We start from the raw sequence: 13,562 nt of genomic DNA, 5'->3' as shown, positions 1-13,562 counted from the left end.
GTATGATAAAATAAAACCTTGTAATCCCTGCTGTAAAAATTACAGCCGTTAGTCCAAGGGGAGGAGGTGAAATCTAATGAGAAAATACGAAACTATATTTATATTGCATCCGTCATTAGACGAAGAGGCTTGTAAAGCTAATATCGAAAAATTTAAAGGTGTAATAGAAAATGGTGGAGGAGTAGTAGACAACGTTGATGTTTGGGGTAAGAGAAAACTTGCCTATGAAATAAAAAAAGTTAACGAAGGATATTATACTTTGATAAATTTTAGTGCTGATCCTGAATTACCTAAAGAGTTAGACAGAGTATTTAGAATTACAGATGGTGTTGTAAGGCACATAATAGTAAATAATGAAAAATAGGTGGTGTTTTAATTGAACAAAGTTGTTTTAATTGGAAGATTGACCAAAGACCCTGAGTTGAGATTTACTCCTGGAAATGGTACAGCAGTTACCACCTTTACTATAGCCGTTGATAGAAGATTTTCTAAGGATGGACAGAGAGAAGCTGATTTTATACCTGTAGTTGTATGGGGAAAACAAGCTGAGTCTACAGCAAATTATATGAGTAAAGGCAAACTCATAGGAATTAGCGGAAGAATCCAAACTAGAAGTTATGAAGCTAAAGACGGTACGAGAAGATATGTTACAGAGGTTGTTGCAGATGAGGTCCAATTCTTGGAATGGGGCGAAAAATCTCAAAAATCATCTAATAATATGAATTCTCAATCTAATAATTTTGGAAATACTCAAAGCTTTGATGAAAATAATTATGGAGAGGATATAACACCAGTTGATGATGGTGATATTCCATTCTAATGATAAGGTAAGGAGGGAAGATATATTATGCCAAATGGTAGAGATAGTGGAAAGAGAAATTCAGGCAGAATGAGAAGAACAAGAAGAAAAGTTTGTGCATTTTGCATGGATAAATCTGAATCTATAGATTATAAAGATATAAATAAATTAAGAAAGTATGTTACTGAAAGAGGAAAGATACTTCCAAGAAGAATATCAGGAAATTGTGCTAAACATCAGAGAGAACTTACTGATGCAATAAAGAGAGCAAGAAACATAGCATTATTACCATTTACAACAGAGTAATATAATATTCATTTTGATTAAGTCATTAGCAATATAGTGCTGATGACTTTTTATTTTAATAAAATACAATTAATTGGATAAAATTAGAAGTATAAACATATCTGTAAAAAAATCCTACATTGTTGCATAAAACTTTAAAAATAATTAAAATGATAGTAAGAGCCAAAAGGGGATGATTCATATGAAAAAAAAAGATTTTAATATTATGTATAATGTAAAAATAATAGAAGAATTGAAGGCAAATCTTATAGTTGCTATAGGGGATTTATTTAAGTTGCTTACAAAAGGCAGCAATGTGGCACAAGAAGCAATCCTTGATTCCATTTCCGGGGCAATAATAATACTGTATATATTGGCAGAAAGATTAGGATATTCCCATACTGCAGTAGATGAAACAATGAAGAAAAAATTAAAACTTGGTATAATCGAAGATGATCAAATAGAAAAAGATGGAAAGGATTTAAGTAAACTATACAATCATATTAAAGAAAGATGATGGAGGTAAAAATGCCCAATAAGAGTTATAATGCAAAATCTATAGTAGAAGCAGGTTTAATAACCGCTATTATTATATTAATTACGTTGATATGTATATATGTGCCTATATTATCAATGTTTACGAATTTTATCCTTCCAATACCAATAGCAATATTGTTTATAAGACAAAATTTTAAAGTTACTATAGTTTCTATTGTAGCTAGTGCAATCTTTATAGGTATATTGTATAATCCAGTAGTTTCGCTATCAGGCATAGTTCTAAATGGGTTGCCAGGCTTTGTGTTTGGATATTGTGTAAAAAATAAAAAGAAGTTTAATACAACTATTGTATTGTTAGCCATAAGTATTTTCATAGGAATGATTATATATTTATTAGTATATATAAATATAATAACTAATCAAGGAATATATGGATTTATAGATAGTTCCATAATAAAACCTTTTAAACAATCTATAGCTATGTATAATAATATGGGAGTACCTAAAGATCAGATTAGTTATATGGAAAGTATGCTGTCTTATCTTAAACCAGAAATTATAATGAGAATTATACCGGCATCATTTGTGATTATTTCATTTCTAATGGCTTATATATGTTATTTAATAGGAAATTCAGTTCTTAAAAAATTACATTATGATGTTATTACAAAGCCATTTGGTGAAATATATATGAGTACCAGAGTTGGGACTGTGTTTGTAGTTATTATTATTATAGGACTATTGATGAATAGAAGAAATATGGAATTAGCATATTATTTTATAAGTTTCGGGAAATATATGATTCAATTTGTACTTATATTAGATGGAGTATCTCTAGCGGCATATTATCTAAAACGCAAGTTTAATATGGGCAATAAGCTTATTGCTGTTATTTTAATATTTACTTTATTTTCCTATTTAATTTATATTATTTTAGGAATTATAGATATGATAGCAGATTTCAGAAAATTAGATCCATATAGAATAGTAGATAAGAAATAATAATAGGAGGCCTACTTTATGGAAAGTGGCGATAATTATTTTATTAAGAACAATAAACTATATATGATAATAATTGCAGTATTTATAGTAATTGTAATTTTATATGGACATATAGTACTTGGTGTAATATCTATAATTTTATATGGAATTCTTGTAATTTATAATATTAGAAATACTAAATTTAAAAAAAATGAGTGGAAAAAATTTATAGAAAATTTTTCATCAAGATTAGACATTGCTACGAGGAGCACTCTTGTGAAATTCCCATTTCCTTTGGTAATAATAAGAAGCGATGGAGATGTTATCTGGTATAATCAGAAATTTTTGCAGGACTTAAATAAAAAGGATATATTGGGAAAGAACATAAAAACAGTTATAAGAGGATTTAATATAAAACAGGCTATATCTGGAAGAGATACTAAATTCAAAAACATGAAAATAGGAGATAGATATTATAATATCTATACTAATATGATAGATACATCTGAAAATGATAAAGATAAGATATTGCTTCTATATTTTTATGATACTACAGAATTAGTTCAAACAATAAATTCTATAGAAGAAAAAAAGTGCAGCATTATGTTAATGGAAGTTGATAATTTTGATGATGTAATAAGAACAGTTGAAGAAGATGATAGACCACTTATAATAGCTGAATTAGAAAGAACTATAAATATTTATGGACAGAAGTTAAATGCCATGGTCAGAAAGTATGAACCCAATAAATATATATTTTCAGTACAAAATAAAGATATAGATATAGAGATGGGAAAAAGATTTGATATATTGGATTCAGTTAGAAATATAAATATGGGGAATAAAAATCCGCTAACTCTTAGTATAGGAGTAGGGCGCAGCGGTGATACACCTCTTGAAAATGAGAATTATTCAGTATCTGCCAAAGAATTAGCACTCAGTCGTGGAGGAGATCAGGCAGTAGTAAAAAGTGGTGATAAACTTTTATTTTATGGTGGAAAAACAAAGGAAGTTGAAAAAAGAACTAAAGTAAAAGCAAGGGTTATAGCCCACGCACTTTTAGATATTATAAATGATAGTAGTAATATTTTTATAATGGGACATAAAAAACCAGATATTGATTGTCTTGGTTCTGCAGTAGGAATTCATAGTATAATTAGTACGATGAAAAAGAAATGTAATATTATATTAGACGATGTAAATATAAGCATAAAGCCTATATTTAATAAAATAAGAGAGGATAATGACTATGAGGGTGTATTTATCCATAGTAGAGAGTGTGAAGAAAAGATAGATAGAAATAGTCTATTGATAATTGTTGATGTTCACAGTAAAAGCTATGTTCAGGACATGAAATTAGTTGAAAAGTTTGATAGAATAGTTATTATAGATCATCATAGAAAAGCTGCAGATTTTATTGAAGATAATCTTCTAAGTTATATTGAACCATATGCATCATCTACATCTGAATTGGTTACAGAAATGATACCATATATGGTTGATAAACCTAGATTAAAAACAATAGAGGCTGATGCATTACTTGCAGGTATTTGTGTTGATACAAAAAATTTTTACTTTAAAACTGGAATAAGAACTTTTGAAGCAGCTTCGTTTTTAAAAAAGCTGGGAGCAGAAACTATTGATGTAAAAAAGTTTTTTTCTTATGATTTAGAAACATATTTGGATAGAGCTGAAATTATAAGATCAGCCCAAATATATAATGATATTGCAATAGCTGTATGTCCTGATAAAATACAGGATACTGTATTAGCTGCACAAGCTGCAGATGAATTATTAAATATTACAGGAATTGAAGCTTCATTTGTTCTTGTTAAAATCAAAGATGAGATATTCATAAGTGGAAGGTCTCTTGGAAATATAAATGTTCAACTTATACTTGAGTCTTTAGGTGGAGGTGGACATATGACAATAGCAGGGGCACGATTGGAGTCGTGCAGCATAGAAAAAACTGTATATGATTTAAAAAAGGCTATTAATGTATATATAAAGGAGGACAAAAAATAATGAAGGTTATATTAATAAAAGATGTAAAAGCTCTAGGAAAAAAAGGAGAGGTAGTAAATGCTTCAGATGGATATTTTAGAAATTTTCTGCTTCCTAGAGGACTGGCAAAAGAAGCAAATAATTCAAATCTTCATGTATTAAATAACCAAAAAAAAGCTGAAAGAAAGCAAAAATTAGAGGAAATAGAAGAGGCACAAAAAATAGCTAAAAGTTTAAAGGGAAAACAAATAAAAATAGATATAAAATCAGGGGAAAATGGAAGATTGTTTGGTTCTATAACTGGTAAGGATATATCTGATAGACTAAAAAAGGACTTTGATATAACTGTAGATAAAAAGAAGGTAGTTATGGATAATATAAAGAAGGTTGGTTCCTATGATGTTGAAGTTAAACTTTATCCAGAAATATCAACTAAAATAAAGGTGGTAATTGAAGAAAAATAAGGAGGAGAATAGGTGAAATCACAATCTATTGAGGGGTTAAATAAAGAAATAGAAAAAGGCAATATATCACTTGAGGATAAAATAGATGCTCTAAATGATATTATGCTTAAAATTATAAGTGAAAGAATTGTTAAATCTAGAATCTCTAAATATAAACTTAGTAGTTATATAAAAAGTAATAATATATATGATAAATTATATGCAATAAATGTAATTGTAAATGAGGGAAATGGAATAAAAAATGTACCTGACAGTTCAAATGTAGATGGTGTGATAGAGGATACAAATAAATCTATTACAGAGCTTTTAAGTAGAAGGTATGTTAGAAATAAAATTGAAAGAGAAGTTGAAAAAAACATTATAGAAAAGCAATCTAAGTATATGGATGAAATTAGGATGGGCATTATAAAGAAACGTAAGGGCCCTGAAAATGCTAAAACATTAAAAAAGTATGCTGAACTTGAGGTATTGGATTCAAAAAGATTGAGTAAAAGTATACAAGATGTGCTTAGACCGCACTCTTTTAATGAAATTGTAGGTCAGAAGAGGGCGATTAAAGCAATACTATCCAAGATAGCATCGCCGTATCCTCAGCATATTATATTATATGGTCCTCCAGGAGTAGGAAAGACAACAGCGGCTAGAATCGCTCTTGAGGAGGCTAAAAAATTAAAATATACTCCTTTTGATAAAGATGCAAAGTTTGTTGAGGTAAATGGTACTACATTGAGATGGGATCCAAGAGAGATAACAAATCCACTTTTAGGTTCAGTACATGATCCTATTTATCAGGGTACAAAAAGGGATCTAGCAGAAACTGGAATACCTGAGCCTAAACTTGGACTTGTCACGGAAGCACATGGAGGTGTATTGTTTATTGATGAAATAGGAGAACTAGATGATATGCTTCAAAATAAACTATTAAAGGTATTAGAAGATAAGAGGGTTGAATTTTCATCTTCTTATTATGATCCAGATGATGAGAATACACCTAAATATGTAAAATATCTTTTTGAAAATGGTGCACCAGCAGATTTTCTACTTATAGGGGCTACTACAAAAGAACAAAGTGAAATAAGCCCTGCTTTGAGGTCCAGGTGTACTCAAGTATATTTTGAACCGCTTACAGTAAAGGATATACAAACTATAGTAAAGAATGCAGCAGAAAAGCTTAATATAGAACTTGAGTCTGGTGTTACTGAAATCATTAGTAAATATACTATTGAAGGAAGAAAGGCTATTAACATATTATCAGATGCATATGGATATGCTTTATATAATCATGATTCAGACACTGATATAGAAGATGTTAAAAATGTAAAGATATCTTTGGAAGACTTAAATAAAGTTATATCCATAGGAAGACTTGTACCTTTTGAGGATATAAAATCAGATAAGAAATATGATATAGGACATATATACGGACTTGGTGTTAGTGGATACATAGGATCAACTATAGAAATAGAAGCAGTCGCATTTCCTGCAAGAGACAAGGGAAAAGGAATAATAAGATTTAATGATACTGCTGGTAGTATGGCAAAAGATTCTGTATTCAATGCTGCATCAGTAATAAGAAAGATAACAGACAAAGATATAGGAAATTATGATATACATGTAAATGCAATAGGGGGAGGAAGAATAGATGGACCTTCTGCAGGAGCAGCTATAACAATATGTATTATAAGTGCACTTTTAAATAAGCCGTTAAGACAGGATATAGCTGTAACTGGAGAAATATCATTAAGAGGAAAGATAAAGCCTGTAGGAGGAATATTTGAGAAAGTCTATGGTGCAAGAAGGAAAGGAATAAAATTAATAGTTGTACCTTCGGACAATTTAAATGAAGTACCAGTAGATACCGATGATATAGATGTAAAAGCTGTATCTGATATTGAAGAACTTGTTGAAATTGTTTTTGAATAACTAAGGAGAGATTAGACTAATGGATACACCTCTTAGAAGTATGCCTCATAATATAGAGGCAGAACAGAGCGTAATGGGTTCAATGCTTATAGATAAGGCATCAATAGCTCAGGTAATGGAAGTTCTGAAACCTGAGGATTTTTATAAGGATGCACATAAAATTATATTTCAGGCTATATTGGTTTTGTACCAAAAAGATACAGCTGTTGATATAATAACCCTTACTGAAAACTTGAAATCCACAGATAAATTAGAATCTGCAGGAGGAATAACCTATATAAGTGAACTTGGAGGATCAGTTATTTCTACAGCAAATTTACAATCATATATAAAGATTGTAAAAGATAAATCTACACTTAGAGAACTTATTAAATCCTCTACTAAAATAATAGAGGAAAGTTATAAAAGTCAGGATAATGTGGAGTCCGTAGTAGATTTAGCCGAAAAATCTATATTTGATTTATCAAGTGATAGGGATACCTCAGATTTTGAACCTATGAATTCTGTTCTTGAAAGAGGATTTCTTGAAATAGAAAGGCTTTTCAATAATAAAGGTGAAACTAATGGAGTTGTATCAGGATTTAGAGAACTGGATGCCAAGACATCAGGTTTTCAAAAAGGAGATATGGTGCTTGTAGCAGCAAGACCATCTATGGGTAAAACTACTTTTGCATTAAATATAGCAGAATATGCAGCATTAAGAGAGGGAAAAAAGGTAGCGGTTTTTTCTCTTGAAATGTCAAAAGAACAGCTTGCATATAAGCTACTTTGTTCTGAAGCTCATGTAGATATGCTAAATCTTAGAACAGGAAATTTAAGTGACAAGGATTGGGAAAATATTGCCAGAGCTTCTGGACCACTTGCTGCAGCAGATATATTCATAGATGATACTGCAGGAATATCAATTATGGAAATGAGATCTAAATGTAGAAGACTTAAAATTGAACATGGGATAGATATAATAATTATAGACTATCTTCAATTGATGAGTGGAGGAAGAGGATCTGAAAATAGGCAACAAGAAGTATCGGAGATATCACGATCAATTAAAGCACTTGCAAAAGAAATGCAATGTCCAATTATTGCTCTTTCTCAATTGTCTCGTGCTCCTGAAGCTAGAACAGATCATAGACCAATGCTATCTGATTTGAGAGAATCAGGTTCTATTGAACAGGATGCTGATATTGTAATGTTTTTATACAGAGATGAATACTATGACAAAGAAACAGAAGACAAAAATGTAGCAGAATGTATTCTTGCAAAACAGAGAAATGGTCCAACTGGTACTGTTAAGTTGGCATGGCTTGGACAATTTAGTAAGTTTGGAAATTTAGATGTAGTACATCAAGAGTAAATATAAAAACATAAAGCACTATGAATAAATTTCATAGTGCTTTATGTCGGAAAAATTTAAATTATTTTATATCTATTTTTGAGTCATTATTTTTGGCATTTTGTGATTTAGGAAGATCAATTTTTAATACACCATTTTCAAATGAAGCATTAATGCTGTTTTTATCTATATCATCAACATAAAAACTTCTTCTGAATTCTCCATAACTTCTTTCACGTCTTAGGAAATTTTCATCTTTTTCTTCCTTGGAATCTTCTCTTTTAGCTGAAATTGTTAAATAGTTGTTATTATAATCTACACTTATTGCATCTTTTTTTATTCCAGGAAGGTCAGCTTCTACTAAGTAGGAATTATCAGTTTCTTTGATATCTGCTTTAAAGCCGTTACCAAAACCATGTAAATTAAGAGGTGAGAAGAAATCATTATTGAAAAATGAATCCATGAATCCTCCAAAAGCATCATTACCTTTTACATTATTATTTCTTATAAATGGAACCATATCAAACATATTAACTACCTCCTGATAAATATTTTTTATTACCGTTTTATTAGGTATTCCTTATTACAGTTATTATAATATAACAAAAGTCAAAGAAAGTCAAAGTTTATAAATAGAAGATTAAACTTGATAATAGACAGTAATATTAGATTTAAATATATAATTTATTATAATTAAAATATTTAAGAATAGAATACATAATTTAAGCTATTTTAAATGTTAATACAAAAAAAGGTAAAAAATTTGATTATGTTTTATATTTGTATTACAATGAATATGTTATTTTGCTCCTATGGCTCAGCTGGTAGAGCAATTGATTCGTAATCAAGAGGTCGCAGGTTCGACTCCTGTTAGGAGCACCAGAACGTTATATATAGAGGGTTTACAAGCATTTCATAATATTGGAATGTGAAAATCACTCACTTGTTTACTATAAAAAATATGGTAAATAAGTGAGTGATTTTTTTATGAGAAGAGAAAGAATTGAATTAGCAAAAATTAAACAAGATAAAACATTTCAAAAAGGTTTTGAAGAATTTATTTTATATTGTAGAGCAAAAAATCTAAGAGAAACTACAATTAAACATTATAAAACTATAATGCGTCATGTGGTGTATAAATTTTTTAAACCAACAACAAAAATAAAAACAATCACTCCTGAAACTATTCAACAATTCATAATATTTTTAAAAACAAATACTAAAGAAAATCAAACGAGTATTAATACTGCAGTAATCACACTCAGAGTCATTCTTTATTATTTCATGAAACTGGATTATATGGAAAGTTTTAAAATCCATTCTTTAAAAGTAGATAAAAAAGTAATAGAAACCTATACAGATGCAGAATTACAACTATTATTAAAAAAGCCAAACATAAAAAATTGTACTTTCCTAGAATAAAGAAATTGGGTGTGCATTAATTTCTTTATGGCCACTGGTTGCAGAGCAAGAACACTTGCAAATTTAAGAATAAAAGATTTAGATTTTGATAATCAACTTATAACATACACATGGACAAAAAATAGAAAACAACAAATCGTTCCTATGTCCAATACTTTAAAAAAAGTACTTATTGAATATTTGCAATATAGGGAAGGAAAGCCAGAAGATTATGTATTTATAAACGCTTATGGTGGGTATCTAAAAGTAGATATACTTTCACACAATATTGCCAAATATAATAAAAAACGTGGAGTAATGAGGACAGGAGTACACAGGTTTAGGCATACCTTTGCTAAGAATTGGATAGTAAATGGTGGAGATATTTTCAAGTTACAAAAAATGTTAGGCCATTCTTCCATAAATATGGTAAAAAATTATGTAGATATGTTTACTGATGATCTACAACAAGATTTTAATATTTACAATCCATTAGAAAAATTACAATCAAACAATAAAAAATTTATGAAATTGAGAGATTGATTATAAAGAAATAACCACCCTATAAAAAGAATGGCTACAACTTAATATGCATAATATTCGTTGCAAAAACCTATCAACGAAATATAAAATCACAGTATCATTATTATATTTCAAAAAATAGGAATTTGCAAGGTTTATTTACTATACCCTTTTTTGGTATATGTGATTATGGTTAGAAGGAATAACACTTTAAAAAACTGCTGGAGAAATCCAGGACACTCCCTACAGGGTTAACAAAAATATTAGGCAGGATGTCCAGGCGTAGAAATACACGACAGATATGTTATTGAAATAATAGGGCTGAAATGTTATTGATGATATAGCAGATTGTTTTATGTAGATGTTGATGGATACAATACAGTAAACCAAACATTAAAACTCTTTGTTTCTAATACAAAGGGTTCTATGCCTCCGAACGTGTCCACAGTTCCCAAACATTAACATGACAAGAACCAAAAGTAAAGAGTAAAATAATAAGATATAATAGTGTTAGGTGTTTAATAAATGAAAATTATAATAAATGAGAAAAAAGAAGTTGAAATAGCAATAAAAAATAATGAAATAAATATGAATAAACCATCTCAAACTATTCAATTATTAATAAAATATTATTATAATGAAAAGCATATGAATAAAGAAGATATTCGTAAAGAAATAGAAATATATATGCAAAATAATTACGAAGAATTCAATTCTACAAGGTGGCAAAAAAGTTTATATAATATGGTTAAAAGATGGGTAGATGATAAATATAAATTAATACATATACATAGAATTATAATCACTGAAAATGAATTCAACAAAATTCAAGAATTAAATGATATACGCTTACACTATAAATTTATTACTTCAAAATTAACATTACATATAAAAAGTTCATTCTTTATCCATTGCAATTATCAATACATTATATATAATAAAAGTATACAAAAATTCTAAATTTTCTTCATTAATTGACCTCTTTTCAATAAAAGTCTTGGTTTATACCAAGGCTTTTATTATTTAAATTATTTTATAAAATGTATATAGTCATGCTAGAGCATTTTTATAATAATTCTCCACTTTAAGCTTTAGTTACTGCTATAAAAAGCTTAATAATCTTATGATACAGTTAACCTTTTATAGAGTCTATAATTTATAAAGTTAGCATAGTACTTATTAAGCTTTTATCCTAGTTATATAGGTGTTGGTATTAATTATTATTGACAATAGAGTATAGCATGTATACAATTGATAATATGAATAGCAAATTATATATAGATAGGTTACCAAGAAAATTATTAAATGTTATAAATCATTTCAATGAAACTGATAAAAAAGCAAGAAATTTTGGAACAGATACAGTATTGCATCTTTCAGAAATCCATCTTATTGAATTTATAGGCAACAATGAAAACCTTTCTGTATCAGAAATAGCACGTAGAAGAAATGTTACAAAGGGGGCAATTTCACAAACATTAATTCGATTGGAGGATAAAAAACTTGTTATAAAAGCACTGAATTCGAAGAACAAGTCACAGATTATTATTTCATTGACGGAAAAGGGCTGGATAGCTTATTGTCAACATAAGAAATATCATGAGAATATTAATAAAATTATTTTATCATGCATAAATGGAAAATCTGAAAGAGACATTAATACTATTTACAGTTTCTTAAATAAGTTGGAAAAACTTTTTTAAGAAAAGTTTTTCTCTGATATAAGTGTATAGTACATATACGATATAGAGGGTCTATTTAAGTTAAATTCTAAAAGGAGGCTTTAATATTATTGAATAATTACAATAATAAAGGAAACAAATTGCTTTTAAGCAAGTCATTAATATTGTTAATGGAAATTACATGTGGAATTTGTGTTGCAAATTTGTATTATATTCAACCATTAGAATCCCAAATTGCAAATACATTTTCAGTATCTCAAAATTTAGTTGGAATAGCTGCTATGGCTATTCAGTTAGGTTATGCACTTGGTCTTTTATTTATAGTACCTTTAGGTGATATGTTTGAAAGGCGTTCACTTATATTACATATGTTGATTTTAGTAGCATTATCTTTGATTGCAACTGCATTTTCAAGAAGCTACTTTGTTATGATTTTAGCTATGTTTACAATAGGCCTTACAACCATTGTTCCGCAGATTATAATTCCATATGCTGCTCATCTCTCACCGAAAGATCAGGAGGGTAAAGTTATAGGAAGTGTTATGAGTGGGCTCCTTATAGGAATTTTAATTTCACGTATTTTCAGTGGAATTATAAGTTCGATTTTTAATTGGAGGATTGTTTATATTTTTGGTGCAGTTTTTATTGTTATATTGTTTATTCTTATTTTAAAACTTTTTCCAAAGGATAAACCAACAGGGGAAACTTTTTATAAAAGACTTTTAAAATCTATTCCAGATTTAATAAAGAAGCAAGTTTCTTTACGTGAATCAGCGGTGAACGGATTTTTTATGTTTGGTTCATTCAGTATATTTTGGACTTCACTTATTTTTTTACTCGAGACACCAATTTATAATATGGGTGCTAGGGAGACTGGATTATTTGGGCTTTTAGGAGTAGCTGGTGCACTAGCTGCACCGCTTATTGGAAAGATAGCTGACAAAAAAAGTCCTAGATTCACTGTGGGAATAGGAGTAATATTATCTACTGTGGCTTATATATGTTTTTTTGTTTTTGGTTACCATATTGCTGGTCTTATAATAGGTGTAGTTGTTCTTGATCTTGGCAATCAATGTGGGCAGGTATCAAATCAGGCACGAGTACAACTTTTAGGTAATGAGGCTCGAAGCCGTAACAATACTGTATTTATGTTCTCTTACTTTATTGGTGGTGCAGTAGGTTCTTTTTTGGGCACATTTTTCTGGCAGAGCTTTGGATGGTATGGTGTTTGTATAATGGGATTTGTTTTTCAGGCATTAGCTATTATTTTTCATTTTATAATTTATAGAATAAGATAAAGCCTATTAATCTTTATAAAAAATTAATAGGTAATATAACATCTAAAAAATTTCTACCTACTATTATATATAGAAATTAATTGACAATAAAAAGTTCCTGACCAAGTGACAAAATGATATAAAAAATAAAATTATTGCTATCATGTTGGCACTTTTGTTGGCATAATTATATTTTTTAATAGTACATTAGGTTTCCTAAAATGTTTACAAACTTAATAATATCAATGCTTACAGTATATAATATTATTTTATATTTTTTAATAAATTTATACTTTTAATGTTTCGTAATCAAGGGGTCACAGGTTTGACTCCTGTTAGGAGCACCAGTTATAACAAGGGGCTGTCGCATTAGCATAAAAAAATATGCTAATG

At 28.9% G+C, this 13,562-nt stretch carries 15 protein-coding genes and 1 tRNA gene; 15 read left to right on the top strand and 1 reads right to left on the bottom strand.

The features are described 5' to 3' along the window. Window positions 1-76 precede the first annotated feature (76 nt). From rpsF to KM800_RS11860, 9 genes are all read left to right on the top strand, one after another. Window positions 77-364 carry a 30S ribosomal protein S6 gene (rpsF, locus tag KM800_RS11900; RefSeq protein ID WP_217813281.1) on the top strand — a complete coding sequence of 96 codons (288 nt, stop codon included), beginning with the start codon at window positions 77-79 and terminating at the stop codon, window positions 362-364. A 12-nt stretch (window positions 365-376) separates the two neighbouring features. Continuing rightward, a complete protein-coding gene (locus tag KM800_RS11895; RefSeq protein WP_217813280.1) occupies window positions 377-820 on the top strand; it encodes a single-stranded DNA-binding protein in 444 nt (147 codons plus the stop codon). A 27-nt stretch (window positions 821-847) separates the two neighbouring features. Continuing rightward, window positions 848-1,105 (top strand): 30S ribosomal protein S18, encoded by a 258-nt coding sequence (gene rpsR, locus KM800_RS11890; protein WP_217813279.1) that lies wholly within the window; start codon window positions 848-850, stop codon window positions 1,103-1,105. Window positions 1,106-1,286: 181 nt separating this feature from the next. Further along, window positions 1,287-1,601 carry a MazG-like family protein gene (locus tag KM800_RS11885; RefSeq protein ID WP_217813278.1) on the top strand — a complete coding sequence of 105 codons (315 nt, stop codon included), beginning with the start codon at window positions 1,287-1,289 and terminating at the stop codon, window positions 1,599-1,601. A gap of 11 nt (window positions 1,602-1,612) precedes the next feature. Next, window positions 1,613-2,584, top strand: a complete 972-nt coding sequence (locus tag KM800_RS11880; RefSeq protein WP_217813277.1) for a YybS family protein — start codon at window positions 1,613-1,615, stop codon at window positions 2,582-2,584. Window positions 2,585-2,602: 18 nt separating this feature from the next. Next, window positions 2,603-4,588: a DHH family phosphoesterase gene (locus KM800_RS11875; protein ID WP_217813276.1), complete on the top strand. Its 1,986-nt coding sequence runs from the start codon at window positions 2,603-2,605 to the stop codon at window positions 4,586-4,588. After that, window positions 4,588-5,031 (top strand): 50S ribosomal protein L9, encoded by a 444-nt coding sequence (rplI, locus tag KM800_RS11870; protein ID WP_217813275.1) that lies wholly within the window; start codon window positions 4,588-4,590, stop codon window positions 5,029-5,031. The genes KM800_RS11875 and rplI overlap by 1 nt, the downstream gene beginning before the upstream one ends. A 12-nt stretch (window positions 5,032-5,043) precedes the next feature. Continuing rightward, a complete protein-coding gene (gene lonC, locus KM800_RS11865; protein ID WP_217813274.1) occupies window positions 5,044-6,954 on the top strand; it encodes a Lon family ATP-dependent protease in 1,911 nt (636 codons plus the stop codon). 19 nt (window positions 6,955-6,973) lie between these two features. After that, window positions 6,974-8,308: a replicative DNA helicase gene (locus tag KM800_RS11860; RefSeq protein WP_217813273.1), complete on the top strand. Its 1,335-nt coding sequence runs from the start codon at window positions 6,974-6,976 to the stop codon at window positions 8,306-8,308. A 61-nt stretch (window positions 8,309-8,369) separates the two neighbouring features. Here KM800_RS11860 and hsp18 read toward each other — a convergent pair whose 3' ends face one another. Continuing rightward, window positions 8,370-8,816, bottom strand: coding sequence for a heat shock protein Hsp18 (gene hsp18, locus KM800_RS11855; protein ID WP_217813272.1), 447 nt, complete (start codon window positions 8,814-8,816; stop codon window positions 8,370-8,372). A gap of 277 nt (window positions 8,817-9,093) precedes the next feature. Between hsp18 and KM800_RS11850 the strand changes: the two genes are divergently transcribed. The 6 genes from KM800_RS11850 to KM800_RS11830 all read left to right on the top strand — a co-directional run bounded on the left by KM800_RS11850 (window position 9,094) and on the right by KM800_RS11830 (window position 13,190). Beyond that, window positions 9,094-9,169 (top strand) — tRNA-Thr (locus KM800_RS11850). Window positions 9,170-9,274: 105 nt separating this feature from the next. Further along, the gene (locus tag KM800_RS15540) at window positions 9,275-9,709 is read left to right on the top strand and encodes a phage integrase SAM-like domain-containing protein (protein WP_254906550.1); all 435 of its coding nucleotides are present in this window, start codon (window positions 9,275-9,277) and stop codon (window positions 9,707-9,709) included. 9 nt (window positions 9,710-9,718) lie between these two features. Beyond that, on the top strand, window positions 9,719-10,231 hold the full coding sequence (locus KM800_RS15535; RefSeq protein ID WP_330655611.1) for a site-specific integrase: 513 nt from the start codon (window positions 9,719-9,721) through the stop codon (window positions 10,229-10,231). A 504-nt stretch (window positions 10,232-10,735) separates the two neighbouring features. Next, on the top strand, window positions 10,736-11,170 hold the full coding sequence (locus tag KM800_RS11840) for a hypothetical protein (RefSeq protein ID WP_217813271.1): 435 nt from the start codon (window positions 10,736-10,738) through the stop codon (window positions 11,168-11,170). Window positions 11,171-11,451: 281 nt separating this feature from the next. After that, a complete protein-coding gene (locus KM800_RS11835; protein ID WP_017751373.1) occupies window positions 11,452-11,913 on the top strand; it encodes a MarR family winged helix-turn-helix transcriptional regulator in 462 nt (153 codons plus the stop codon). Between the two features lie 89 nt (window positions 11,914-12,002). Continuing rightward, complete coding sequence (locus KM800_RS11830) at window positions 12,003-13,190, top strand: MFS transporter (RefSeq protein ID WP_217813270.1); 1,188 nt, start codon at window positions 12,003-12,005, stop codon at window positions 13,188-13,190. Window positions 13,191-13,562: the final 372 nt, after the last annotated feature.

It is taken from the genome of Clostridium tyrobutyricum (assembly GCF_019144085.1).
GTDB lineage: Bacteria > Bacillota > Clostridia > Clostridiales > Clostridiaceae > Clostridium_B > Clostridium_B tyrobutyricum_A.
The sequence above is the reverse complement of the archived record's forward strand: the minus strand, read 5'-3'. Positions and strand labels throughout refer to the sequence as shown.